This is a genomic window from Streptomyces sp. NPDC001204, from assembly GCF_053598035.1.
Genome location: NZ_JBSFJL010000009.1, coordinates 1 through 25059, shown reverse-complemented (window position 1 = coordinate 25059; position 25059 = coordinate 1). Strand labels below are relative to the sequence as shown.

The window sequence follows — 25059 nt, the reverse complement described above, 5'->3', positions numbered from 1 at the left end:
GCCGCCGGCCCCCGCCGCCGATCGCGCGTTCCGCGTCTGAGCGGGCGCACGCGGGGAACACGGAGCCAATGAACGAAGACGAGCTTCCGCCCGACGGCCGGGCCGTGGAGGTGTATCTCGACCTGCTGCGCGTCCGGATGCCCGAGGAGGAGTACGAGCTGCTGCTCGACGTCGTCGACCCGGTCCTGCGGGCCATCGACGAACGCGGCGTGCCCTCCGCCGACTTCCCGCTGGAGGGCGCCCAGGCGCAGGGCCTCCCCCAGGAGATACGGGACGAGGCCGCCCTGGTCATCGCCACCGCGGTGACCGGACGGCTGGACAACGAGCTGGTCGTCCTCGACATCGAGGAGACCGGCCCGGTCAGGGTCGTCACCGACGCGGCGACCGCCGCCGATCCGGCGCGCCTGACCGAGATCGCCGACTACATCCGCGACCGGCACCGGGAGACCGAGGAGCTGCGGGGCATCGCCGAGGCCAGCGACATGCCCACCGACTTCTGAGCGGCGGGGCGGGCCGGACCCCGGCCCGTCACGGCGCCGGTTTCGACACCGGGACGTCCAGCGGGCGGGCGAGGCCGACCACCGCCTCGTCCAGGCGCTGGAGATGCCGCAGCACCCGGTCGGTGATGCGTCCGTACCGCGGGACGCCGGGCGTCCCGCCCGCCTCCAGCAGCGAGGCGATGCTCGGACCCCGTTCGACCTCGGCGGAGGTGGGCTCGTCGGCCACGTGCCCGCGGATCGTCTCGATGTTGTGGGTGATCCGGGCACAGGCCTGGCGCAGCCGGGGATCCGCGGCTATCGACGGATGAGTGGGCAGCAGCTCGGCGGTCGCCGCCAGCGACCGCGCGTGGTAAGCACAGGTCTCCAGCAGCGCCACGACGTACTGGACGGTGTTCCGCCGCGCCCGCAGTGGCGTGATCGGATGCGTCAGCGGCTGCGTGGCCGCCCGCAGATCGCCCAGCGCCTGGTCCAGTTCGCGCGCTCGGTCGAGCAGATCGACCGCCGGGCCGCCGCTGAGCTGCTCGACGGCGGCGGTCGTGACGTCCGTCAGCCGCTCCAGCGCCTTGCCGAGCAGTTCGTTCGTACGGCGGTCGGTGTGCACCGGCAGCACCAGCGCGGCCGCGATGATCCCGCAGGCCGCCCCCAGCGCCGTCTCCTCCACACGCAGCACGAGCACGGCCGCGCTGTACCTGTGCAGCAGCGTGTACAGCAGTCCCAGCGCCGCGGTGACGAAGAAGGACATCAGCGTGTACGACAGCGGGGCCGTGTAGAACATCGCGAAAATGAACAGCAGCACCAGGGCCAGCGCCGTCCACGTGTGCGGCCCGACCAGCCCCGCCAGCACGATGCCGGCCACGACGCCGAGCACCGTGCCCACCAGACGGCGGTAGCCCTTGACCAGGATCTCGCCCGTGGACGACGTGTTGATGAAGACGATCCAGCAGGTCAGCACCGCCCAGTACCAGCGCTGGCTGGAAAGGAACTCGCCGCCGACGATGGCCAGCGACGAGCCCACCGCGACCTGCACGGCCGCCCGCGTGGTGGGCCGCCGCCACCCGGTCGGGGCCTGCTCCTCCCGCTCGGCCTCCTCGACGCCCTCGATGGCGGCGTTCTCCGCGTCCAGCTCCTCCCGGGAGCGGACCGTCGCGGGCGCGTCGTCGGACTCGTCCTGCGGGCCGTCCAGCGCGATCCGCAGGCCCAACACGGCCCGCGCGGTCTCGCCGATCCCGCGGAAGACGTCCTGCACGGCGGGCGAGGCGGGCGGCAGGTTCTCCTCCTCGCGGTAGCCGAGGAGCCGGTTGCGTACGTGCGCCAGCGCCGTCCCGCCGCCCTCCCCGACGGGCCGCAGCACCAGCATCGCCAGCGCCCGCAGATCGCGGCGCAGTGTCTCGGTCGCCTCGTCCCGCACCGGCAGCCGGCCGCTGGACGGGACCGACGCGCCGGGCAGGTGGAGGGTGAGCGTGTCGGTCCGCTCCGCGCTGCGGGCGTTCAGCAGGAGCAGCCCCAGCCGCTCGGCGGCGATCTCGGCGTCCGCGATCCGCCGCTGCACCAGCCGGGCCACGGCCTCGTCGGAGGTGCCCTCCGCCAGCCGGGACTGGATCATCATCGCCGTCTCGTGCAGCCGGGCCGTGCCCTCCCGCACCGCCTCCAGGACCTTCTCCACCTCGTCCGGACCGGCGTCCAGCAGCTCAAGCTGGGCGGTCACCAGCTGCGCCAGACGCACCCGGAACGCCTCGCGCAGGCGTTGCAGCACGCCCGCCGGCGTCTCGTACACGATCACGAACCGGACGAGCGCGCTGGAGGCGAACGCGACCGCGATGACGACGTAGAGCCCGGGCAGCGCCGACGAGGTGGCGCCGACGAACAGGGACATGAAGTAGAGCTGGAAGCCGATCAGGCCGAGCGCGTTGCCCCGGTCGCCGAAACGGCGGCTGTAGACGGCGCAGAAGATCAGGACGACGAAGAAGACGTCCCCGGCCACCACGAGCGGGTTGAGCAGCGCGCCGAGCGAGACGGACGCCAGCGCCACCGGAAGGCCGAGGGCGAGCGTGACCGCCTGCTGCGAGCGCTGCTTCTCGCGGATGGCGAAGGTGGCCGCCATCGACGCGATCGCCCCGGCCACCAGGAGCGTCACGGGCACGCGCAGCACGCCGAGTACGGCCAGCGTCAGCGCGATCGAGCCCGCCGTCCGCGATCCGGCGGCCAGCCGCAGCAGGCCGGGATCGGACGCCGTGAAGCGATCACGCAGCCCCGACCGGACCGGCCTCTGTGCTGCTCCCACGCCGCCGCACCCTCCCGTTTCCCGTCCCCGTCTCCCGTCATGATCCGCCCGACCAGCATGGCATGTCACGGCCGGACCGCCCTTCGCGGCCCCGGCCGTACCGGCGGGAGAAGTGCCGCGGGGTGTCACACCTGCCGGGGGCGGGCCCGCTCGACGTGCTCCCGCACCTGCTCGGGCGTCATGTACGCGTCGGTGTACTCGAAGTCCTTCAGTTTGGCGGGCTTGCGGGCCTGGAATCCGGTGCGGACGAAATCGTCCCCGGCGACCGCGTTCAGCAGCCAGTTGGTCGCGACCCTGGTCTTGGCGACGTTGGTGCGCAGCGCCCCGAGGTGGTAGCCGCGGGCCACGGCCTGGGCCGGGACGCCGCGCAGTTCCACGCCGAGGGGCTTGGAGACCGCGTCCGCGCCGCCGAGGTCGACGACGAGACCGAGGTCCTTGTGCTCGTACGGCCGCAGGGGCTGCCCGCGCAGCGTCGCGATGACGTTCTCCGCGACCCGCCGGCCCTGCCGTGTGGCGTGCTGCGCGGTCGGCGGGCACACCGCGCCGTCGCCCTTGGCCAGGTCGGGTACGGCGGCGGAGTCCCCGAGGGCGAACACCCCGTCGTGGCCGGGCAGGCACATCTCGGCGGTCACCGCGAGCCGGCCCCTGACCGTCTCCGCGCCGAGGGTCGCGATGAGCGGGCTGGCCACCACGCCCGCGGTCCAGATCAGGGTGCGGGTCGGCACCACCCGGCCGTCGGTGAAGGTGACCTCCTCCGGCCCGGCCTTGGCGATGGACACCCCGAGCGAGATCTCGACGCCCCGGCGGCCCAGTATCTCCTGAGCGCTGCGGCCCAGCTTTGCGCCCAGCTCCGGCATCAGCTTCGGCGCGATGTCGATCAGGTGCCACTTGATCAGCGCCGGGTTCAGGCGCGGGTAGCGCTTGACGGCGGCGTGCGTCAGCCGTTGCAGGCACGCCGCGGTCTCGGTGCCGGCGTACCCGCCGCCGACCACCACGAACTGGAGCCGCGAGGCGCGCTCGGCCGGGTCCTCGCTGGCGTCGGCGAGGTCCAGCTGGGTGATGACGTGGTCGCGGATGTAGGCGGCCTCCGCCAGCGTCTTCATGCCGAAGGCGTGGTCCAGGAGCCCCGGGATGTCGAACGTCCGGGTGACGCTGCCGGGGGCCAGTACCAGGTAGTCGTACGGCTCGTCGACGACGCGGTCGGTGAGCGTGCGGACGACGCACACCTTGGCCCTCAGGTCCACGCCGACGGCGCCGCCCGGGATGATCCGGGTGCGGTACTTCCTGCTGCGGCGCAGGGAGATGGCGACCGACTGGGGTGTCAGCACCCCGGAGGCGACCTGGGGCAGCAGCGGGAGATACAGCTGGTAGGACTGCGGCGTCACCAGGGTGATGTCCGCCTCGCCGGGGGAGAGCCTGCGCTCCAGGCGGCGGACGCACGCCACACCGGCGAAGCCTGCGCCGACCACCAGGATCCTGGGTCGTGTCACGATGTTTCATCCCTTCTGCGGGGCTCCGCGCGGCTGCATCGACGTCCTTGCGTCTGCCCGTGGACGACTGCTTCGCACCTCACTGATCCGTCGAGTCCGTCGAGTCCACCGAGTCCGTCGAGCACAACGATGCCCCCACCGGGCCGCGTGCGCACCGGACGCCGTCGTCCCCGCCGTCCGGGTACGCGGCCGTACGGCAGGGGCCGCCTCGGCGGGTTCCCGGGATCCGGTGCCGTACCGGTGCCGTACCGGAAGCGCTCACGGGCAGCCGGAGGGCCCGTTCGTCCCGGCCGGCCGCGTGCGGGGTACCGCGCCGCGCGGCGCTACCGCAGGTGGTCAGCGTCCGCCGGTACCCGGCCCGGCTCCCCGCCGGCCGCGCGGTCGATGTGGCAGAGCAGGAGACAGACGTCGTCGTCGCGTTCGGAGTCGCTCAGCAGCGGGCCCAGGATGCGGTCCGCCGAGCCGTCCAGGTCGGTGTCCAGATCGGCCGGGTCGAACGCCTCGAGGGCGGCGGCGAGGCGGTCGATGCCGGGGTCGATGCCCCGTGCCCGGCGCTCCACGAGACCGTCCGTGTACAGCGCCAGGGTCGCGCCGGGGGAGAGGTGCACCGAGTGGTCCTCGATCTCCTGCCTCAGCGGGATGCCGAGCATCGCGCCCGGCTTGGCGTCGAGGACGCGCACCCGGCCGTCCGGCAGCCGCAGCACGGGCGGCGGATGGCCCGCGGCGGCCCAGGTGACGGTGGGATCGTCCGGGCTGAACCGGGCGATCACCGCGGTCGCGAACAGGTCGGGCTGGAGATGGTGCAGGAACACGTGGAGCCGGGTCAGCAGCCGGCCGGGGCTGCCGCCGTCGACGGCGTAGGCGCGCAGCGCGGTGCGCAGCTGGCTCATCATCACGGCCGCGTGCAGCCCGTGGCCGGTGACGTCCCCGATGACGGTGATCAGGCTCCCGTCGGGCTGCCGGAAGGCGTCGTACCAGTCCCCGCCGATGTTCAGCCCGTGCGTGGCCGGCAGATAGCGCGCGGCCAGGCGCAGGCCCGGCGTGGTGGGCAGATCGGTGAGCAGCGCGCGCTGCAACGTCTCGGCGATGTCGCGGTTGTGCTCGAAGCGGCGCGCGTTGTCGAGGGCGACGCTGGCCCGCCGGGCCAGCTCGATCAGCATGACCGCGTCGTCGGGGTCCCAGCGCGCACCGGGCGGCGACAGGGTCAGCACCCCGAGCGGTGCCCGCCGCGCGAGCAGCGGGAGGCACAGCAGGGGCCGGCCGGGGTTCAGCGCGGACGGCGGCTGGTCGTCGACGCCCGGCAGGTCGCCGGGGTGGTCCGCCGCGTACTGCGGCCGGCCGGTACGGGCCGCGAGCACCGCGGCCGCCGGATGCGGGGCGGACCGGAGCCGCTCGTCCTCGTGGTCGAACAGCCATACGTCGACCCGGTCGGCGTACCCGGGCACCAGCAGGTCCGGCAGCCGCCGCAGGATCTCCTCGTGGTTGAGGGAGGTCGTCAGGAGCGCGCTGGCGTCGGCCAGGAACCTCAGCCTGCGGCGGGCCTCCTCCGCCTCGGTGCGCGCCGCGCGCTCGGCGGCGAAGGCCTCCCGCTGAGCGCGCCAGGCGGTGTCCAGATCGGCGTGCAGGGCGAGGACTCCCTGGTTGGTCTGGTGCAGCTCCTCGCGGTGGAAGGCGACCAGTTCCTCCTGCTCCGCGAGTTTCCCCAGGGCCACCGCCGTGTCCTCGTCGGCGCCCAGCAGCGCCTCGGCCAGGAGGGCCGTGTCGTCGGGCACCACGGGGTCCGGCGGCGCGCCGGCCTCCGGGCAGGTCACGGACATCCGCCACGGCGGTTCCCCGTGGTCCCGCGTGCCACCGGCCGGGGCCACGGTGACCTGCAGCGTGCCCGCGTCCCCTCCGGGGGCCGGGGACCGGGCCCCGAGGACGACCGTCCAGGTGCCGCCCTCGGTCAGGCACTGCCGCAGGCGGGCGCTGAGGGCCGTGGCCAGGCGGGCCCGTTCGAGCGGCGGCACCCCGTACGCGGCCGCCGCGCGGACCGTGGCGACACGGGCCCGGGCGGCGTCGGTGACGGTGGTGATCCGCGAGGTGTGCGTCATGGGCGGTCCGGCGGGGTGGGGGTCAGAACGGCCACGGCGGTGTCGTCCCGGACCGGGCGGGCGGAGCTGCTGGCGTCACGCACCGTCACGGCGGCCGTCACCGCGGGGTCGGTCGTCGTGAGCGGAGCGGCCGCGCCGGGCGGCGCCCACCGGCTGGGCAGGCCGTCGCTGTGCAGAACGAGCAGGCGGTCGGCCCCCCAGGGCACCTCGGTCTCGGGAAGCGTCGTGGGCCGGTGCACGCCGACGATGCCCGGCCGGGACAGCAGATGACGCCAGGTGCCGCCCTCACGCAGCCGGGCCCCCACGTTGCCGATACCGGCAAAGCGCAGCCGCCCGGCCCGCAGGTCCAGCTGGGCCACGGCGACGGCCGCCCCCCGGGTGCCGCGCAGCGCCGTGTCGAGTCGCCGGAGCAGCTCGGCCGGCGTCAGACGGGCCGAGCGGCGCAGGGTCTCGACCGCCGCCGACGAGGCGCGGGCCGCTTCCCGGCCGTGGCCGAGACCGTCCGCCAGCATGAGGGTCACCCGGTCCTCGGCGCCGGCCCAGGACCAGGCGTCACCCGAGTACTCCGCCCCCGCGAACGGGATGGTGACACCGCCCGCCCGTACCGCGGCCGGCCGCGGTACGGCCACGGCACGCGGTACGGCGGCGCCCACCCGGGCGAGGGCCACCGTGCCCCGGCCGGGTGCGCTGTGCAGGTGGAACTCGTCGGCCACGCGATGGCAGGTGCCGAGTCCGGCTCCGAGCGACCCGCTGGTGGAGAACCCGTCGCGCCGGGCGGCGACGACGTCGGCCATGCCGGGACCGTGGTCGACGGCCGCTATCTGCACCACCGGCGCCGGATCGCCGTGCCCGCCCGGATCACACGGCGGGGGCACGACCTCGATCAGGAGCCGCCCGCCCTCGGCGTACTTGAGCAGGTTGGTGGCGAGTTCGGTCGCCACCAGCGCCGCGGCGGCGGTGCGGGACTCGCCGAGGCCGGCCAGCGCGGCCGCGTCCTCGGCGGCGACCCGCGCGTCGCGCACCCGCGTCGAGTCGGGCACCGGGACCTCCCAGACGCGCGGCATCAGGGCCCCTCGTACGGCCGCGGCGCCCGGGTCGCCCAGGAGGTGACGGTGACCGTGGTGCCGGCGCCCGGGATGCTGTCGATCGTGAACTCGTGCACCAGGCGCCGGGCGCCGCCCAGGCCCATGCCCAGACCGTCGCCCGAGGTGTAGCCGTCGCTGAGCGCGCGGTCCAGGTCCGTGATGCCCGGCCCCTCGTCGCTGAACGCCAGCCGGAGCCCGTGCACGTGCCCGTCGACGACGAGGGCCGCCTCCATCCGCCCGCCCCCGCCGTGCACCAGCGTGTTGCGAGCCAGCTCACTGGCCGCGGTGATCAGCTTCGTCTGGTCGACCAGGCCGAAGCCGAGCCGGGCGGCCGCCTGGCGCACATGCTGCCGCACCCACACCAGATCCATGTCCGACCGGATCGGCAGGCAGGCCTGGACGCCCGCTGCTGTCTCCATCACCGGCTCCCCGCCCGGGCGCCGCCGGGGCGCGGGAGCGCGGTGCGCCCGGTGTGCCCGGTGACGAGCCGCAGGGCGTCCTCGGCGGTGAGCGCGGTGCGCAGTCCGGGCAGCGTCAGACCCAGTTCGACCATGGTGATGGCCACCGCGGGACGCATCCCCGCCACCACGGTCTGCGCGGCCAGCAGCTTGGCGTTGGCCGCGATCTCGGCCAGCACCCGGCCGAGGAAGGAGTCGACGATCTCCACACCGGAGATGTCGATGACCACCCCCGTGGCCGCGTTGTTCGCGATGGCCTCGCCGATGTCCTGCTGGAGCTGTTCGGCGGTGCTGTCGTGCAGATCTCCCTGGAGCGTGACCAGGAGCACGTCGCCGAGTCGGAGCACCGGCACGTGTCCCGCGCCGGGCGTCGGGAAACGGTCGGTCACCGGTCACCCACACCATGCGGTGCCCGGCTCACGATGTCGGCGCCCAGTTGGTGCAGGGCGTGGGCGAGCGCGTCGGCGAGGGTCGCGCGGGTGACGACCGTGCCCAGGTCCAGGCCGAGGTGGACGATGGTCTGGGCGATGGCGGGGCGGATGCCGGAGACCACGCACTCGGCGCCCATCAGCCGGGTGGCCGCCACGGTCTTCATCAGGTGCTGGGCGACCAGCGAGTCGACGGTGGGCACCCCGGTGATGTCGAGGATCGCGTAGCGCGCCTGCTGGTCGACGACCGCCTCGAGCAGCGTCTCCATGACCACCTGGCTGCGGGCGCTGTCGAGCGTTCCGATCAGGGGCACCGCGACGATGCCGTCCCACAGCTTGATGACCGGAGTGGCCACCTCCATCAGCTGGAGCCGCTGACGGTCGATGAGGGCCTGTCCCTCACTGAGCGCCGTCTGCATCACCACAAGGCGCAGGGTGCCCGTCAGGACCGTCAGGACGCCGACGCACTCGCGCAGTTGCTCCGCCGGGGCGTCGACGAGCTCGGAGGTCAGCAGCTCCACCGCGGGCGGCCGCAGGGCGTCCACGTCCCGAGAGACCTCCGAGGCGGTCAGGCCGGTTCTGCCGCGCGCGGCGCCCATCCGCGCCAACTGCTCGCGCACCAGCAGGAAACCGTGGGCGTCCGGGTCGGACACCCGCTCGGAGGCGGCCACCTCGGCCAGGGCGTCGACGACGGCGCGGCCCGCCTCCACCGCCTCGTCCCGGGAGACGGTGAACACGGTCCGGAAGAGCGGCTCCTCGGCCCACCGCTGGGCGATCTGCTCCCCGCGGCGGCGCAGGAAGTCCGCGACCACGTGCGCCGGCGATCCGTGCTGTGCTGCCGCTGCCTGCTCCGGCACCTGCTCAACTCCTCATCCGCGTTGCACCGTTGCGAATCCGCCCCCGGGCGGCACGGCGGTGCGACCGTTGCCGGGCGACAACTGTAACCACAGGCCGACCTCGCACGACACCGTGTCCGGACGGCGCGACCCGGGCCCCGAACCCGGTCGGGACGGGGCACCGGGGCGAGCCGAAAGCCCGCGTCAACCCTGCGAGAGCGTCGGCGTGACGTCCTCCCACCCGCCGGGCGAGATGGCGCGCGCGACCTTCACGGCGGCCGAGCTGCTGGAGGTCCTGTGGGGCCGCGCGTCCACGGCGCCCGTCTCCGTGGCACTCCCCGCGCCCACCGACGCGCTCACTTCGCCTCCGGCTCCTCCGGCTGCCGGTCCACCAGGGCCAGCGCCTCCTCGGCGGTCCGCGAGACCGGCACCGTGATGCTGACCCCCGTGAGATCGAGGATCCGCAGCACCGCCGGGGCCGGGGCGATGATGTGCACGCTGCCCGCCCGCTCCCGGGCCTCCTGGTACACCCGCAGGATGATGTTCATCCCCGAGGAGTCCATGAAGGGGACGGCGGACAGCTCCAGCAGGAAGTGCCGCCGGCCGTGGTGGAGCTGGTTGGCCAGATGGGCCTGCAACTCGGTCGCGGTGTCGACGTCCAGGTAACCCTCGACCGTGAGCAGGGCGACATCCTCCCGGGGCAGGGTGACCTCCACGGACAGCGGATTGTGGGCAAGGGGCACGGATACCTCCAACGGGTGCTGACGGCCGGCCAGTGGCGGCTACCCCCGTCGACGCCTTCGACGCACACCTGTCGTGCACCGGCGACGTGATCCATTTCGCATCACCGGCGACGGGCGACTCCCCGCACTGCGCATCCGCGCCTACCCCTGAACGGGGCCGCCATGCCTCGGACCGGGCCGCGACCGCTCGCCGTCAGGCGACCCGGATGCCCACGATGCACGTGTCGTCGTCCGTGTCCGACCTGCTGTAGGTCAGCAGCCGGTCCAGCTGCTGGTCCAGGGGCCCGGGCGCCGAACGGACCGTGGTCAGCAGATGGCTGAGCGACTCCTCCACGGAGCGGTCCCGGCGCTCGATCAGACCGTCCGTGTACATCAGGAGCGTGTCCTGCGGCGCGAACCGGAGCTCGGCCTCCTCGTACGCGGCCTCCGCCACCGCGCCCAGCAGCATGCCCCGGACCAGGGGCAGAGGCGCCGCCTCCGCGCCGCGGACCAGCACGGGCGGCAGATGCCCCGCCCGGGCCCAGCGCAGGGTGCGCCGCCGGGGGTCGTACAGGGCGCAGACCGCGGTGGCGGTGACGGCGCCGGTCAGATGGTGCGCCACGATGTTGAGCCACGACAGCAGCTGGCCGGGCCCGGCCCCGGTCACGGCCAGGCCCCGCAGCGCGTTGCGCAGCACCACCATGCTGGTGGCCGCCTCGATGCCGTGGCCGGCGACGTCGCCGACGCACAGCAGCACGAGCCCGGAGGGCAGCACCACGGCGTCGTACCAGTCGCCGCCCACCAACTGCTCGGTCTCCGCCGGCCGGTAGCGCACCGCGACCTCCAGCCCGCTCACCCGCAGCGGCGCCTGGGTCGGCGGCATGATGGCGTGCTGCAACTGGAGCGTCAGCCGGTTGCGCTCGGTCGCCTGCTGCTCGGTGTGCGCGAGCTGGTCGCGCGTGGCGGCGAGCGCGACCTCCGTCCAGTGCTGCGCGGAGATGTCCTGGTAGGCGCCGCGCACCACGAACAGCCGCCCGTCGGTGTCGAGGACCGGCTCGGCCACCACCCGGATGTGCCGGGTCACCCCGTCGGGCCGCTGGAGCCGGAAGGCCGCGGAGGCCGGGTGGCGGTGGTGCAGCAGCGTGCGCAGGAACCGCCCGATGGCCACGGCGTCGTCCGGGTGGGCGTGCGCGGGCAGCTCCTCCAGCGGCACCGGGGTGCTCGACGGGGCGCGGCCGTAGAGGCCGAACAACTGGTCGTTCCAGGTGATCTCGCCCGTCAGCAGGTTCTCCTCGAAGCCGCCGATGCGGCCGAGGCGCTGCGCGTGCTGGAGCAGGCTCGCCAGCCGTGCCGTCTCGTCCTCGATGCGCCATATCAGCAGCACGCTGCCGCCGTGCCGGCTGATGCTGATGTCCGCCACCGCCGACAGGGGCACCTGGTCGACCAGCGCCGTCAGATGCATCCGGTGCGCCCGGTACACCTCACCCGTGGCGTACACCCGCTCCACCCGCTGGAACAGCTCGCTCTTCCCGGCGGCCATGGGAAAGGCCTCCAGGAGCAGCGCGCCGTTGACCACGGCCCGCGGCCGGCCCGCCGGATCCAGGAAGCGGCTGTTGACGTGCTGGATGCGGAAGTCCACCAGCTGCCCGTCGCCATCGACGTGCGGGACCAGCACCAGGGCCGGGTCGTGCAGCCCGTCGGCCAGGTCCATCAGCTCGGCGGTGTCCGGCAGCACCCGCGGTTCCCGTCCCGCGTCCCGGCCCGGCGCGGACGTCTCCAGGGTGTGCGCGCACAGTTCGGCGAGGGCCTCCACCTGGCGTACGACCTGGGGCGGCTGCGGCTCCAGCGGTCCGGGCCAGGCGATCTCCAGCACCCCGTGGATCCGGCCGCCGGTGCCGGCGGGCACCGCCACCCGGCCCCCGTCCGGGTGCAGGTGCCGACCGATGGTGGGCAGTCCGGTCGCGGCGAGAGAGGTGAACCACTGGCCGGTGCGCTCGGTGAGTCCACGGCGGGCCACGGTGGCCACATCCGGCGGCACATAACGCCACCGGGTGGCCTCCGCCGGGGAGAAACCGGCGCTGCCCGACAGGGCCAGTGAGCCGTCGGCGCCCGCCGCCCAGACCGCCACGGCCACCGCGCCCAGCGGGCGCAGCGCGTGCTCCAGCAGCGAGTCGGCGACGGCCTGGGTGTCGTCCGCCGCCAGTGCTCCGCTCTCCGCGGCCCGCAGCCGCACGGCCGAGTCGCGCTCCGCCGCCCCCTCGGCGGCGGCCAGGAAGGCGTCGGTGACCTCGGATACGCGGTCGCGGGCGGCCTGGTTGATGACCTCCACCGCGAACTCCAGCGGCGTCACCCGTGCCTGCCCGGCCAGCTCGGCGAGCTGCCGGCTGGCCTGCGCCGGACCGCAGCCCAGCCGCTCCACCAGGATGCCCTTGGCGAGTTCGATCAGGGCCCGGCCCTCGGCCTCCGCCTGCGCGGCGCGCACTTCGCGGCGCAGCCGCTCCACGGTGGCGGCCAGCCGCCCCACGGGGGACGTGGGGGAGGCCCCCGGGGGATCGGCCGGTGCCGGGCCGCCTGCGGGCGGCTTCGCCCCCGGCGCGGACGGCTCCGGAACCGGCCCGGCGCCGGCCGGCTCGCGCTGCTGCTCGGACGTGCTCACGATGGACAAGCTCCTCGGCTGAACGGCGCTGGGGTGCGGGAGGTGCAGCGGCGGCCCGGGCCCGCCCCGCCGCTGCGCGGGGCGGGCGCCGACGCGCTCACGCGGACAGCCAGTGCCGGACGCAGGCGATGAGGTCGTCCGTGTCGACGGGCTTGGTGACGTAGTCGCTCGCCCCGGACGCCAGTGACTTCTCCCGGTCCCCGGGCATCGCCTTCGCGGTGACGGCGATGATCGGCAGCTCGGCGTACTGCGGCAGCCTGCGGATCTCGGACGTCGCGGTGTAGCCGTCCATCTCCGGCATCATCACGTCCATCAGGACGAGCGCGACGTCGGGGTTGCCGACCAGCGTCTCGATGCCCTTGCGCCCGTTCTCCGCGTGCAGCACCCGGAAGCCGTGCAGCTCCAGGATTCCGCTCAGCGCGAACAGGTTGCGCGCGTCGTCGTCGACGACGAGGACGGTACGGCCCGAGAAGGCACCGTCGACGGGTGGCGCGAGGTCCTGCGGCTCGTCGGCCCGCACCGGGGACAGCACGTCCCCGGGCTCCTCGGCCGACAGGTGCAGGGCGATGCGCTCGCGCAACTCGTCGAGGCTGGAGAGGAATTCGAGCGATCCGTCGTCCCCGCGCGAGCGCAGCGCCTCCGCCCGGGCCACGTCCGGACGCTGACCGCTGTGCACGAGCACCGGTACGCCCGCCAGCGCCGAGTCGCCCTGGAGCGCCCGGAGGAACCGGGACGCCTCCCGCTCGGGCATGTCCAGGTCGAGGACGACGCAGTGGCACGGCTCGGCGGCCAGCGCCCCCGCCGCCTCCTGCGCCCCCATGGCGGTGATGACGTCCACGGTGGGCAGCGCGCCCGCGTCGTCGGCGCTGTGCCGGACCACGTCCGCGACCACGCTCTCGGCCACCAGGGTCAGCAGCCCGCGGGAACGCTCCTCGACGATCAGCAGCCGCCGCCTGCGCGGCCCGTCGCCGCCCGGGTGCGCCCGCCCGGCCTCCCGGTCCGCCGCGGCGGCCGGCACCAGCTCGGCCGGGGCCTTCTGCGGGGTCCTGCCGCCGCCGAGCACCTGCTCGAAGTCGGGGCGGGCCACCGGCAGGAAGAGCGTGAACGTGCTGCCCCGGCCGGGCACGCTGTCCACGGCGACGGCACCGCCGAGCAGGTGCGCGATCTCCCGCGTGATGGACAGCCCGAGGCCGGTCCCGCCGTACTTGCGGCTGGTGGTGCCGTCCGCCTGCTGGAAGGCGCCGAAGATCGTCTCCAGGTGCTGTTCCGGGATGCCGATTCCGGTGTCCTTGACCCGGAAGGCCACGACCGCGCCGCCCCGCACGACGCCCCCGGGCACCTCGTCGTCCGCGGCCGGTTCGATGCACAGCTCGACGCCGCCCTGCTCGGTGAACTTCACCGCGTTGGACAGCAGGTTGCGCAGGATCTGGCGCAGCCGGGAGTCGTCGGTGAGCAGGTCAGCGGGCGCGCCCGGCGCGGTGGTGACCGCGAACTGAAGGCCTTTCTGCGTCGTCATCGGCTGGAAGGTGGCCTCGACGTAGTCGATGAGCTGGCGAAGTGACACCCGCTCCGGGGTGACGTCCATCTTGCCCGCCTCGACCTTCGACAGGTCCAGGATGTCGTTGATCAGCTGGAGCAGGTCACTGCCCGCGGAGTGGATGATCCCCGCGTACTCGACCTGCTTCGGCGTGAGGTTGCGCGAGGGGTTCTGGGCGAGCAACTGGGCGAGGATGAGCAGGCTGTTGAGCGGGGTGCGCAGCTCGTGGCTCATGTTCGCCAGGAACTCCGACTTGTACTTGGAGGCCAGCGACAACTGCTGGGCGCGGGCCTCCAGTTCCTGCCGGGCCTGCTCGATCTGGAGGTTCTTCGCCTCGATGTCGCGGTTCTGCTCCGCCAGCAGCGAGGCCTTGTCCTCCAGTTCGGCGTTGGAGCGCTGGAGCTCGTCCTGCTGGGACTGCAACTCGGCCGAGCGGGCCTGGAGTTCGGCCGTCAGCCGCTGGGACTCGTCGAGCAGCTCGTCGGTGCGGGCGTTGGCCACGATGGTGTTGACGTTGACCCCGAGGGCCTCGCGCAGCTGCTCCAGGAAGTCCCGGTGGACCGGAGTGAACGCGGTGACCGACGCCAGCTCGATGACGCCGAGGACCTGGTCCTCGAACAGGATCGGCAACAGGATCAGCGCGGTCGGCACCGCCTGGCCGAGTCCGGAGGAGATGGTGACGTACCCCGCCGGCAGCTCGCCGACCGTGATGGTACGGCGGCTGCGTGCGGCCTGGCCGACCAGCGAGCGGCCGAAGGAGAATCGGGTGGGCCGGTCGTCGTCGGGCCTGCCGTAGGAGCCGACGAGCCGCAGCTCGGGGCCGCGCTCGCCGTCCTCGGCCAGATAGAAGGCGCCGTACTGGGCCGACACCAGCGGGGTCAGCTCATCCATGATCAGCTCGGCCACGACCGGCAGGTCGCGGTGCCCCTGCATCAGGCTGGTGATCCGCGCCAGGTTGGACTTGAGCCAGTCCTGCTCCTGGTTGGCCCGGGTGGTCTCGCGCAGGGACTCCACCATGGAGTTGATGTTGTCCTTGAGTTCGGCGACCTCGCCGGAGGCCTCCACGGTGATCGAGCGGGTCAGGTCTCCCTCCGCCACGGCGCTGGCCACCGCGCCGATCGCCCGCACCTGCCGGGTCAGGTTGCCGGCCAGCTCGTTGACGTTCTCCGTGAGCCGCTTCCAGGTGCCCGAGACGCCCTCGACCTCGGCCTGTCCGCCGAGGCGTCCCTCGGTGCCGACCTCTCGGGCGACGCGGGTGACCTCGTCGGCGAAGGCGGAGAGGGTGTCGACCATCGTGTTGATGGTCGTCTTCAGCTCCAGGATCTCGCCGCGCGCGTCGACGTCGATCTTCTTCGACAGGTCGCCCCTGGCCACCGCGGTCGTCACCAGCGCGATGTTGCGCACCTGACCGGTGAGGTTGTTCGCCATCGAGTTGACGTTGTCGGTCAGGTCCTTCCAGGTGCCCGCGACGTTGGGCACGTGCGCCTGCCCGCCGAGGCGTCCCTCGGTGCCGACCTCCCGGGCGACGCGGGTGACCTCGTCGGCGAACGCGGACAGGGTGTCGACCATCGTGTTGATCACGTCGGCCAGCGCCGCGACCTCGCCCTCGGCCTCGACCGTGATCTTGCGGGACAGATCGCCGCGGGCCACGGCGGTGGCGACCTGGGCGATCGAGCGGACCTGCCCGGTCAGGTTGGACGCCATCACGTTGACGTTGTCGGTGAGGTCCTTCCACGTCCCGGAGACGCCCTGGACGTCGGCCTGTCCGCCGAGGCGTCCCTCGGTGCCGACCTCTCGGGCGACGCGGGTGACTTCGTCGGCGAAGGCGGAGAGCTGGTCGACCATCGTGTTGATGGTGTTCTTGAGTTCGAGGATTTCGCCGCGGGCGTCGACGGTGATCTTCTGGGAGAGGTCGCCCTCGGCGACCGCCGTCGCCACCTGGGCGACGTTGCGGACCTGGGCGGTGAGGTTGCCCGCCATGAAGTTGACGGAGTCGGTCAGATCCCGCCAGGTGCCCTTGACGTCCTGGACGTCGGCCTGTCCGCCGAGGCGTCCTTCGGTGCCGACCTCTCGGGCGACGCGGGTGACTTCGTCGGCGAAGGCGGAGAGCTGGTCGACCATCGTGTTGATGGTGTTCTTGAGTTCGAGGATCTCGCCGCGGGCGTCGACGGTGATCTTCTGGGAGAGGTCGCCCTTGGCCACCGCGGTCGTCACCTGGGCGACGTTGCGGACCTGGGCGGTGAGGTTGCCCGCCATGAAGTTGACGGAGTCGGTCAGGTCCCGCCACACACCCGCCACTCCAGGCACCTTGGCCTGTCCGCCGAGGCGCCCTTCGGTGCCGACCTCCCGGGCGACGCGGGTGACTTCGTCGGCGAAGGCGGAGAGCTGGTCGACCATCGTGTTGACGGTCTCCTTCAGTTGCAGGATCTCGCCGCGCGCGGGCACGTCGATCTTCTGCGACAGATCGCCCTTGGCCACCGCCGTCGCCACCTGCGCGATGTCGCGCACCTGGGTGGTGAGGTTGCCCGCCATGGCATTGACCGAGTCGGTCAGATCGGCCCAGGTGCCCGAGACCCCCGGCACCTCCGCCTGACCGCCGAGCGTGCCCTCGGTGCCGACCTCCCGGGCCACCCGGGTGACTTCGGAGGTGAACACGGACAACTGGTCGACCATCCCGTTGAACACGGTCGCGATGTCGCCCATGAGTCCGTCGGCGTCCTCCGGCAGGCGCGTGCCGAAGTCGCCGTCCCGCACGGCCGTCAGGCCGGCCAGGAGCTGCCGCAGCTCCCGGTCGCCCGGAACGGCGTCGAGGACCTCGGTTCTGTCGCTGGTCATGCGCACCCTCGTCCCGCTCCCCAGGAGTCCCCGCCGGTGAGGACTCGGACATCTCCAACGGGCCGCCGCGGGCCCGCCGACGTGCGTGCATTTCCGCGATTTCACGGATCTGCTGATGAGAAATACGCCGCAGGCTAACCCACTCGGACCGCCCCGAACAAAACACGTGCGTCAATATCCGGCCCGGTGAATTCGCCCCCGTACGCCGTGCATGACCTGGTGGTTCAGGGGTACGCGGACGTTTTGACCGCATGGCGTACCGCATGGCGCCCCGTGCGGAAGAACCCGAAGACCCCGGCCCCGGAAAACCCCGTATGACAACAATGCCGCCTTCGCCCTTCAGCCTCTCCGTGGAGACCCGTGGATCCGCTGCCGTGGTTCGCGTGGGAGGCGACCTCGACTACCTCACCCGCGGCCAACTCCTGGACGCGGTGACCGTGGTGCTCACCCGGCGCCACGCGGCACGGCACCCGGTCGCCGCCGTACGCCTGGAGTTCTCGCGACTCGAGAGCGTCGACTCCTCCGGCCTGTCCGCGCTGCTCCAGATCCGGCGCCTCCTGGACGAGGCGGGCGTCGCACTTCACCTGGACGAGCGTCCGGCCGTCCTGGAACGGCTGCTGGACATGACCGGAACGCTGGAACTGCTCACCGGTCCGCCCGGGAACACCTGCCCGCCCTGGAACACCTGCCCGCCCGAGAACATCTCCGCGCCCGGGGACGCCACCGGGCCCGCTCGTCCGCCGGCGATCTGAGCCCGCGTGGCGACCGCGGCTCCCGCACCCCCGCTCTTCCCGGCGCGGCGCCGAATGCCGTGGTCGGAGAAGGGTAGTTGGTGCGGTGGGAGCCGACGGACCGGGACCGCCGGCCCGAGGCTCGTGACACGTCAGCCCGGGGAGGAAGGAGCAGCGTGACCATAGACAGAATCTGGTCGTATCCGCCGCAGGTCGCTCGTACCGAGGAAGAGGACCTGACCGGCTTCACCGTCGTCGCCACCGACGGCACCGTGGGCCACGTGGACCGGGAGGGCGGCCACTCCGGGATGCGGCACCTGGTCGTGGACACCGGGGTGTGGGTGTTCGGCAGGAGCATGCTGGTGCCGGTCGGCATGGTCGCCGGCATCGACCGCGCGGAGCGGAGGATCACGGTGGCCTGTTCGCGTGGGCAGATCAAGGCGGCGCCGCCCTTCAGGACCGACAGCGAGACCAGGGACCCGGAGTATCTGACGCGGGTGGCTGCCTACTACCGCGCGCTTCCGCCCCGCGAGGCGACCAGCGCCTGAACCGGCGCGGCCCGCGAGGCGGGTCGCGGCACCGCGACGAGCCCGGACCCCGTTCGCAGCCGGGGCTCCGGGTGATCGGGGCTCACCAGGGCAGGAAGACGTGCACGTCCTTGCCGTGATCGTTGACCACCACGCTCACCTGGTCGCACAGGGTGTGGATCAGGTGCCAGCCGATGCCGCCGCCGCCCCGGCTGGGGCGGAACGGCCGCGGGGCCGGCCGTGTGGTGCTGGTGTCGCTGAGCGTCACGTGCACCCCGTCGAAGGTACGCCGCATCCGCAGCTCGAACGGCCCCGGCGCGTACTGCACCGCGTTCGCCGCGAGTTCCGTGACGACCAGCAGGATGTCGTCCCAGTACTCGGGTGCCGCCGGCAGCGAGAGCCGTGCGACCTCGTCGAGGAACTCCTCCGCGGCGAGTCGCGCACCCGTGACATGGTGCAACGCACCCGCGAAGCGAGCGGTGCGGCTGGGAATGCCCTCGCTGGCCAGTGTGTCGTCCCCAGGCGGCTCGAATGCCATCTCGCCTTCCGGCCCGGCCCCGTCGGCCGGGCTGTCGTCCTTTCTTTCCCTTGCGTCCACTGTCTTGTTCCCAGGGGCGCGGAGCCTACGCTTGGGCGTCGCGGGCAGCGGAGGGCAGGCAGTCGGCAGGGGGCGGACGACGGTACGGAGCGGGCAGCACGAAGCCGACAGGAGGCTGACGGCAGCGTCGGCGCCAGGTCGGGAGCATGCCGGCGGAAGGGAAAAGGGCAGCGGTCAGCCGGCCCCGTACGGGTCCCGTGTTCCCCGTCCCGCGTCAGCGGAAGACGTTGTCGGAGTCGTCCCAGTCGGCCATCGGGTCGTGCGCGGTGTCCCGGCGCGGGGAGCGGGTCCGCGCCTGGTACATGGTGTCGATCTCGACCGCGTAGTGCCGCACTATGACGTCCCTGCGCAGCTTCATCGACGGTGTGAGCAGCCCGCTGGCCACGTCGAAGGGCGTGGGCAGCACCCGGAAGACCCGGATGGACTCCGACCGGGAGACGGCGCTGTTCGCGGCGGCCACGGCTCGCTCGATCTCCTCCCGCAGCGCGTTCTCCTCGCGCGCCTCCTGCCCCGGCGCGTCCCCCTGCAACGCCAGCGCCGCACGCCAGTGGGCCAGGAACTCCGGATCCAGGGTGATCAGCGCGCCCACGCAGGGCCGGTTGTCGCCCACGACCACCGCCTGGTGGACCAGGGGATGCATCCGCAGCCGCTGCTCCAGCGGCGCCGGGGCCACGCTCTTGCCTCCGCTGGTGACGATGATGTCCTTCTTGCGCCCGGTGATCGTCAGATAACCCTCGGCGTCCAGCTGCCCGATGTCCCCCGTGGCCAGCCAGCCGCCGCGCAGCGCGGCCCCGGTCGCGTCCTCGTCGCCCACGTACCCCTGGAACACCGACGGCCCCTGGACCAGGATCTCCCCGTCGTCCGCCACCTCGATCGCCGTGCCCGGCAGCGCCGTGCCGACGGTCCCCGACTTCTCCCGGCCCAGCGGCTGCATGGTGATGCCGCCCGCGGTCTCCGTGAGCCCGTATCCGTCGTGCACGTAGATGCCGATGCCCTCGTAGAACAGGGTGAGTTCGCGGCTCAGCGGGGAGCCGCCGGAGGTGGCGCGGACCACCCTGCCGCCCAGCGCGGTCCGCAGCTTGCGGTACACCGTCCGCTCGTACAGGGCGTGTTGCAGCCGCAGGTCGAGCCCGGGGCCCGGGCCCCGGCCCAGCCGCTGCCGCTCCGACGCCGCGGCGAAGTCCCGGGCCGTGTCGGCCGCCCGCTCGAACAGCGCGCCGCGGCCGGCCTGCCCGGCCGCGTGCAGGAAGTTCTTGTAGATCTTCTCGAAGACGGAGGGCACGGCGTAGAAGTACGTCGGCCTGAACGTGCGCAGCGCCGACGTCAGTGCCTCCTCGCCCAGCTCCGGTTCGTGGCCCATCAGGATGCCGCCGCGGATGCACAGGCCCTGGACCATCAGTCCGTACACGTGCGAGAGGGGCAGGAAGGCGAGCACCGACGCCTGCTCACCGGGCGGCGCGGCGGTGTGCCCCCAGCTGGCCAGCAGCGTGTCGCAGGGGCTCGCCAGCGCGCGGTGGCTCAGCGCGCAGCCCAGGGCGTGGCCCGTCGTGCCGGAGGTGTAGGCGATCGCCGCGGTCGCGTCCGGCAGCACGATCCGGCGCAGCGAGTTCACCGTGGTCGGCGGTATCACCGCCCCCCGTTCCACCAGGTGCTCCAGCGCCCCCGCGTCCAGCTGCCACACGTGCTGGAGCCGGGGCAGCGTCGCGCAGACCGGGCCGACGGTCATCACGCCCTGCTCGTCCTCGACGACGACGGCCACGCACTCGGAGTCCCGCAGGATCCACTCGACCTGCTCGCGCGAGGAGGTCGGGTAGATCGGGACGACCTCGGCGCCGACCGCCCACAGCGCGTACGCGAGGACCGTCCACTCGTACCGGGTGCGGGCCATGACCGCCACGCGGTGGCCGGGCGAGATCCTGGCGGCCACCAGCCCCCTGGCCAGGTCGATCACCTGGTCCCGCAGCTCCACGGCGGTCACCTCCTCCCACACCGGGGAGGAGGGGTCGGCGCGGCGCGCGAGCACCGGCAGGGTGGGACGGGTCTCCGCGGTCTCGAAGACGCTGTCGGCGAGCCCGCCGGTGAGCGGGGCGACGGCGGACGGAGCGAGGGCGAAGTCGCGCATGCGCTGCTCCTGGGGTTTACGGAGGTGACTCCGCCGATGAGTGGGGTGGTCGACGCGGATCGAATGTAGCCCAGGTCAGCGCGTCACGGGCCCCGAACCGGGAAGTAGCCCCGTTCCCCGCGCCCCCGCCCGCTCAGGCGGGGTGCGGAGTCAGCCAGAGCGTGGCCAGCGGTGGCAGCGTGATCCTGAGGTGCCCGTCCTCCGGCCCGCCCTCGGGTTCGAGCGGCCCGGGGTTGGCGACGCCGCCGCCGCCGTAGCGGGCGGCGTCGGTGTTCAGGACCTCGCGCCACGCGGTGATCCCGCCCGGCACGTCCAGGCGGTAGCCCTCGCGTACCGCGGGGGAGAAGTGGGACACCGCCAGCAGCGGGGCGCCGACCGCGTCGTGGCGCAGGAACGCGTAGACGTTGTCGTCGGCGGCGTCCACGGCCACCCAGCGGAAGCCCTCGGGCCGGGTGTCGCGCTGCCACAGGGCCGGTGTGGCCCGGTAGAGCGTGTTGAGGTCGCGCACCAGGTCCCGCACCCCGCGGTGGTCGCCCGCGGCGCAGTAGTCCTCGTCGAGCAGCCACCACTCGGGCCCGTGTTGCTCGGAGAACTCGCCTCCCTGAGCGAACTCCTGGCCCATGAACAGCAGTTGCTTGCCCGGGTGGGCCCACATGAAGCCCAGGTACGCGCGGTGGTTCGCGCGTCGCTGCCACCAGTCGCCGGGCATCTTCGACACCAGCGCCCGCTTGCCGTGCACCACCTCGTCGTGCGAGATCGGCAGGACGTAGTTCTCGCTGTAGGCGTACACCATCGCGAAGGTCATCTCGTGGTGGTGGTACTTGCGGTGCACCGGCTCCTTGCTCATGTACTGGAGCGAGTCGTGCATCCAGCCCATGTTCCACTTCAGCCCGAAGCCCAGGCCGCCGCTGTCGGTCGGCGCGGTCACCCCGCCCCAGGCGGTCGACTCCTCGGCGATGGTCACCACGCCCGGGGCGCGCCGGTACACGGTGGCGTTCATCTCCTGGAGGAACGCCACCGCGTCCAGGTCCTCCCGGCCGCCGTACGCGTTGGGCGTCCACTGGCCGGAGTCGCGCGAGTAGTCCAGGTAGAGCATGGAGGCCACCGCGTCCACCCGCAGGCCGTCGACGTGGAACTCCTCGCACCAGTACACGGCGTTCGCGACCAGGAAGTTGCGCACCTCCGTGCGGGCGAAGTCGAACTCGTACGTGCCCCAGTCGGGGTGCTCGGCGCGCTGCGCGTTCCCCGGCTCGTACAACGGGTCCCCGTCGAAGCGGGCCAGCGCCCAGTCGTCCTTGGGGAAGTGCGCCGGCACCCAGTCCATGATCACGCCGATCCCGGCCCGGTGGCAGGCGTCGACGAAGTACCGGAAGTCGTCCGGCGAGCCGAGGCGCGCGGTCGGTGCGTAGTAGGAGGTCACTTGATAGCCCCAGGACGGCCCGAAGGGGTGCTCGGCGACCGGCATCAGCTCCACGTGCGTGAAGCCCAGGTCCTTGACGTACGCGGGCAGTCGTTCGGCCAGTTCGCGGTACGTCAGCCCCGGTCGCCAGGACGGCAGGTGGACCTCGTACACCGAGAACGGCGCCTCGTGCACCGGGATGTCCGCGCGGTGCGCCATCCACTCCTGGTCGCCCCACTCGTGGTGGGCGGCCGTCACGACGGACGCGGTGGCGGGCGGCACCTCGGTGCGCCGTGCCATCGGGTCGGCCTTGAGGAACCGGCCGCCGTACTGCGAGGTGATCTCGAACTTGTACTTCGCGCCCTCGCCGATCCCGGGCAGGAACAGCTCCCACACGCCCGCCGCGCCCAGCGAGCGCATCGGGAAGGCCGTCCCGTCCCAGTGACTGAAGTCGCCGGCCACCCGCACGCCCCGGGCGTTCGGCGCCCACACCGTGAACCGGGTGCCCCGCACGCCCTGGTGCGTCATCGGCTCCGCGCCCAGCGCCTGCCACAGCTGCTCGTGCCGGCCCTCCCGGACGAGGTGCAGGTCCAGCTCGCCGAGGGCGGGCAGGAAGCGGTAGGGGTCGTGGACCTCGTACTCGTCGGGCTCGTAGCCGACCACCAGGGTGTAGTCGGGGATCTCGGCCAGGGGCAGTACGGCCGAGAACAGTCCGTCGCCCTCCGAGGCGAGCGGGGTGCGCTCGCCGTCCACGAGCACGCTCACCGCGCGGGCGAAGGGACGCAGCACCCGCAGGGCGATCCCGCCCGGCACCGGATGGGCGCCGAGCAGCGCGTGCGGGTCGTGGTGGGCGCCGGACAGCAGGCGCTCACGGTCGGCGGGATCGAGCGGCGGGGCCGTCCGGGTCCGTACCGCCGGGGGCAGGACGGGGCCGGACGGCTCGGGAAGTGACGTGTCGCGCAGTGCCACCGGTTCAGCCTCCTCTCACGGCGAGACGTTCGATCGCCGCCATCGGTACGGCGAGCCAGTCGGGGCGGTGCCGGGCCTCGTACAGCACTTCGTACACGGCCCGATCCGTCTCGTAGGCCCGCAGCAGGGCGTGTTTCTTGCGGGGGTCCCAGCCGGCCCGGGAGGCGTAGCCGGCGCAGTACGCCTCCCGGCAGCGGCGCGCCCACTCCGGGCGCCAGGGGCGGCGCTGGCGGGCGGCGTAGTCGAAGGAGCGCAGCATCCCCGCCACGTCCCGCACCGGGGACTCGGGGATGCGGCGCTCGGCGAGCGGACGCGACGGCTCGCCCTCGAAGTCGATGACGAACCACTCGCGCCCGGCCCGCAGCACCTGGCCGAGGTGCAGGTCGCCGTGCACGCGCTGGGCGGGTGGCCCGGCGTCGCAGCTGGCCAGCGCGGCGAACGCGGTGCGCAGCCGGGTCGCGTACGGACGCAGCGCGGGGACGCTGTGCGCGGCGGACTCCAGATGCTCGGTCATCGTCGTGGCGGTGCGCGCGATGTCCTGGTGCGCGCCGGTGGGGAAGGCACCGGCCAGCGCCAGGTGGACCTCCGCGGTCGCCTGCCCCAACTGGTGCGCCTGGGTGGTGAAGTCGTCACCGGTGGCCAGGGCCCGCAGGGCCAGCGTCCAGCCGTCCGCGGCGTCGGGCAGGAACGGCTGGAGCACCCCGAGTGTCGCCGGCTCCGGTTGCGTGGTGCGGAACCAGGCCACCGGGGCGGGCACCCGGGCGCAGTCCTGCCCGGCCAGGGCCCACGGCACCTCCAGGTCCGGGTTGACGCCCGGCTGGATGCGGCGGAACACCTTCAGGATGAACTCGTCCCCGTACACGATCGAGGAGTTGGACTGCTCGGCGTCCAGCAGCCTGGGCACCAGGGCACCGGGGATCAGTACGGACGGGTCCGCCTCGAAGTGCAGCGGGCCCGAGGCACCGGGGTGGCGCATCCGCTCCAGGAGCAGCTGGGCCGAACGCGGGTCGCACAGCGCGTCGTAGATCGCGAGGCCGGCCAGCGGCCCCTCCTCGGGGCGGCCGATGAACGCCCGGTGCAGGCGCGGGGCCGGCTGCCGCCGTACGCCGAGCAGCAGTTGGTAGCAGTCGGCGGGCGGCGGGGCGGGCGTGCCGGTGGGGGCGGGGACCGTGCCGGGACCGGAGGGGACGCCCGCGTGCTCGGCGTGGACGAGCAGATGCAGACAGTCCGGGAACAGCTCCGTCATCGACAGCAGACGCAGATCGGTGACGGGCCGGTCCTTGCCGGCGAACCAGCGCTGCCGCGGCAGCCATTCGCGCAGCAGCGAGCCGAGCGACGCCATGGGCCCGGCCGGGCTCCCGGCGCTCGGCGTCAGCGGCGCGGTCTTCGGCATGGTCACGCCTCCTTTCGTCGGCCACGCGCTCACACGCGTCGGCCGGTCCGGGACGCGACGTCGGCGGTGAGCCGGAACCAGTAGAACCCGTGGCCCGCCAGGGTGAGCAGGTAGGGGAGTTCACCGATGGCCGGGAAGCGGACTCCGCCGATGAGTTCGACCGGGTGGCGTTCCTGGAAGGCCCGCAGGTCGAGTTCGGTTGGCTGGGCGAAGCGGGAGAAGTTGTGGACGCACAGGACCAGGTCGTCCTTGTACTCCCGCAGGAACGCGATGACCGCGGGGTTGGAGGACTGGAGTTCGGTGTAGGAGCCGAGCCCGAAGGCGCGGTTCTGTTTGCGGATCTCGATCATGCGGCGGGTCCAGTGCAGCAGCGACGAGGGGGAGGACATCGACGCTTCG

General features: G+C 73.1%; 19 protein-coding genes. 3 read left to right on the top strand and 16 right to left on the bottom strand.

Translation table 11 applies throughout. From position 1 onward, the window contains the following. The first annotated feature begins 68 nt into the window (after nucleotides 1-68). Nucleotides 69-500 (top strand): hypothetical protein, encoded by a 432-nt coding sequence (locus ACWC91_RS14855; protein ID WP_141364461.1) that lies wholly within the window; start codon nucleotides 69-71, stop codon nucleotides 498-500. A 28-nt stretch (nucleotides 501-528) separates the two neighbouring features. On the opposite strand, the gene ACWC91_RS14850 is transcribed toward ACWC91_RS14855, so the two are convergent. The 11 genes from ACWC91_RS14850 to ACWC91_RS14800 form a co-directional block, all read right to left on the bottom strand. After that, the gene (locus ACWC91_RS14850; protein ID WP_263638517.1) at nucleotides 529-2748 is read right to left on the bottom strand and encodes an FUSC family protein; all 2220 of its coding nucleotides are present in this window, start codon (nucleotides 2746-2748) and stop codon (nucleotides 529-531) included. Between the two features lie 158 nt (nucleotides 2749-2906). Then, complete coding sequence (locus ACWC91_RS14845; protein ID WP_225079286.1) at nucleotides 2907-4271, bottom strand: NAD(P)/FAD-dependent oxidoreductase; 1365 nt, start codon at nucleotides 4269-4271, stop codon at nucleotides 2907-2909. A 323-nt stretch (nucleotides 4272-4594) separates the two neighbouring features. Beyond that, on the bottom strand, nucleotides 4595-6364 hold the full coding sequence (locus ACWC91_RS14840; protein ID WP_376500635.1) for a PP2C family protein-serine/threonine phosphatase: 1770 nt from the start codon (nucleotides 6362-6364) through the stop codon (nucleotides 4595-4597). Further along, on the bottom strand, nucleotides 6361-7428 hold the full coding sequence (locus ACWC91_RS14835; protein ID WP_450642712.1) for a SpoIIE family protein phosphatase: 1068 nt from the start codon (nucleotides 7426-7428) through the stop codon (nucleotides 6361-6363). The genes ACWC91_RS14840 and ACWC91_RS14835 overlap by 4 nt, the downstream gene beginning before the upstream one ends. Next, nucleotides 7428-7868 (bottom strand): anti-sigma regulatory factor, encoded by a 441-nt coding sequence (locus ACWC91_RS14830; RefSeq protein WP_225079288.1) that lies wholly within the window; start codon nucleotides 7866-7868, stop codon nucleotides 7428-7430. Before ACWC91_RS14830 ends, ACWC91_RS14835 begins: the two co-directional genes overlap by 1 nt. Next, nucleotides 7868-8296 carry an STAS domain-containing protein gene (locus ACWC91_RS14825; RefSeq protein ID WP_450642714.1) on the bottom strand — a complete coding sequence of 143 codons (429 nt, stop codon included), beginning with the start codon at nucleotides 8294-8296 and terminating at the stop codon, nucleotides 7868-7870. The genes ACWC91_RS14830 and ACWC91_RS14825 overlap by 1 nt, the downstream gene beginning before the upstream one ends. After that, nucleotides 8293-9192: an STAS domain-containing protein gene (locus ACWC91_RS14820; RefSeq protein ID WP_450642715.1), complete on the bottom strand. Its 900-nt coding sequence runs from the start codon at nucleotides 9190-9192 to the stop codon at nucleotides 8293-8295. Before ACWC91_RS14820 ends, ACWC91_RS14825 begins: the two co-directional genes overlap by 4 nt. A gap of 183 nt (nucleotides 9193-9375) precedes the next feature. Further along, on the bottom strand, nucleotides 9376-9531 hold the full coding sequence (locus ACWC91_RS14815; protein WP_225079291.1) for a hypothetical protein: 156 nt from the start codon (nucleotides 9529-9531) through the stop codon (nucleotides 9376-9378). Then, entirely contained in the window at nucleotides 9528-9914 is a 387-nt protein-coding gene (locus tag ACWC91_RS14810; protein WP_225079292.1) for an STAS domain-containing protein, read from the bottom strand. Before ACWC91_RS14810 ends, ACWC91_RS14815 begins: the two co-directional genes overlap by 4 nt. Before the next feature lie 193 nt (nucleotides 9915-10107). Continuing rightward, the gene (locus tag ACWC91_RS14805) at nucleotides 10108-12549 is read right to left on the bottom strand and encodes a SpoIIE family protein phosphatase (RefSeq protein WP_281156642.1); all 2442 of its coding nucleotides are present in this window, start codon (nucleotides 12547-12549) and stop codon (nucleotides 10108-10110) included. A 97-nt stretch (nucleotides 12550-12646) separates the two neighbouring features. Further along, nucleotides 12647-16921, bottom strand: a complete 4275-nt coding sequence (locus ACWC91_RS14800) for a HAMP domain-containing protein (RefSeq protein ID WP_450642718.1) — start codon at nucleotides 16919-16921, stop codon at nucleotides 12647-12649. A 251-nt stretch (nucleotides 16922-17172) separates the two neighbouring features. Here ACWC91_RS14800 and ACWC91_RS14795 point away from each other — a divergent pair, with 251 nt between their 5' ends. Together ACWC91_RS14795 and ACWC91_RS14790 are read left to right on the top strand one after the other, a co-directional pair. Beyond that, nucleotides 17173-17673 carry an STAS domain-containing protein gene (locus ACWC91_RS14795; protein ID WP_450725919.1) on the top strand — a complete coding sequence of 167 codons (501 nt, stop codon included), beginning with the start codon at nucleotides 17173-17175 and terminating at the stop codon, nucleotides 17671-17673. A 155-nt stretch (nucleotides 17674-17828) separates the two neighbouring features. Beyond that, entirely contained in the window at nucleotides 17829-18200 is a 372-nt protein-coding gene (locus tag ACWC91_RS14790) for a PRC-barrel domain-containing protein (protein ID WP_225079295.1), read from the top strand. Between the two features lie 82 nt (nucleotides 18201-18282). Here ACWC91_RS14790 and ACWC91_RS14785 read toward each other — a convergent pair whose 3' ends face one another. The 5 genes from ACWC91_RS14785 to ACWC91_RS14765 form a co-directional block, all read right to left on the bottom strand. Further along, nucleotides 18283-18717 (bottom strand): ATP-binding protein, encoded by a 435-nt coding sequence (locus tag ACWC91_RS14785; RefSeq protein WP_225079296.1) that lies wholly within the window; start codon nucleotides 18715-18717, stop codon nucleotides 18283-18285. A 274-nt stretch (nucleotides 18718-18991) separates the two neighbouring features. After that, complete coding sequence (locus ACWC91_RS14780; protein WP_450642720.1) at nucleotides 18992-20899, bottom strand: AMP-dependent synthetase/ligase; 1908 nt, start codon at nucleotides 20897-20899, stop codon at nucleotides 18992-18994. A gap of 133 nt (nucleotides 20900-21032) precedes the next feature. Next, entirely contained in the window at nucleotides 21033-23267 is a 2235-nt protein-coding gene (gene glgB, locus ACWC91_RS14775; RefSeq protein WP_450642722.1) for a 1,4-alpha-glucan branching enzyme, read from the bottom strand. Nucleotides 23268-23271: 4 nt separating this feature from the next. Beyond that, the gene (locus ACWC91_RS14770; RefSeq protein ID WP_281157452.1) at nucleotides 23272-24660 is read right to left on the bottom strand and encodes a maltokinase N-terminal cap-like domain-containing protein; all 1389 of its coding nucleotides are present in this window, start codon (nucleotides 24658-24660) and stop codon (nucleotides 23272-23274) included. Between the two features lie 29 nt (nucleotides 24661-24689). After that, on the bottom strand, nucleotides 24690-25059 hold a 370-nt coding region (locus ACWC91_RS14765), incomplete at its 5' end, for an alpha-glucosidase C-terminal domain-containing protein (RefSeq protein ID WP_376500621.1).

Bases quoted from the DNA above. Each gene is read 5' to 3' on its own strand.
- ACWC91_RS14785 (WP_225079296.1), bottom strand. From the start codon at position 18,717: ATGGCATTCGAGCCGCCTGGGGACGACACACTGGCCAGCGAGGGCATT.
- ACWC91_RS14835 (WP_450642712.1), bottom strand. From the start codon at position 7,428: ATGCCGCGCGTCTGGGAGGTCCCGGTGCCCGACTCGACGCGGGTGCGC.
- ACWC91_RS14830 (WP_225079288.1), bottom strand. From the start codon at position 7,868: ATGGAGACAGCAGCGGGCGTCCAGGCCTGCCTGCCGATCCGGTCGGAC.
- ACWC91_RS14770 (WP_281157452.1), bottom strand. From the start codon at position 24,660: ATGCCGAAGACCGCGCCGCTGACGCCGAGCGCCGGGAGCCCGGCCGGG.
- ACWC91_RS14780 (WP_450642720.1), bottom strand. From the start codon at position 20,899: ATGCGCGACTTCGCCCTCGCTCCGTCCGCCGTCGCCCCGCTCACCGGC.
- ACWC91_RS14840 (WP_376500635.1), bottom strand. From the start codon at position 6,364: ATGACGCACACCTCGCGGATCACCACCGTCACCGACGCCGCCCGGGCC.
- ACWC91_RS14855 (WP_141364461.1), top strand. From the start codon at position 69: ATGAACGAAGACGAGCTTCCGCCCGACGGCCGGGCCGTGGAGGTGTAT.
- ACWC91_RS14795 (WP_450725919.1), top strand. From the start codon at position 17,173: ATGGCGTACCGCATGGCGCCCCGTGCGGAAGAACCCGAAGACCCCGGC.
- ACWC91_RS14800 (WP_450642718.1), bottom strand. From the start codon at position 16,921: ATGACCAGCGACAGAACCGAGGTCCTCGACGCCGTTCCGGGCGACCGG.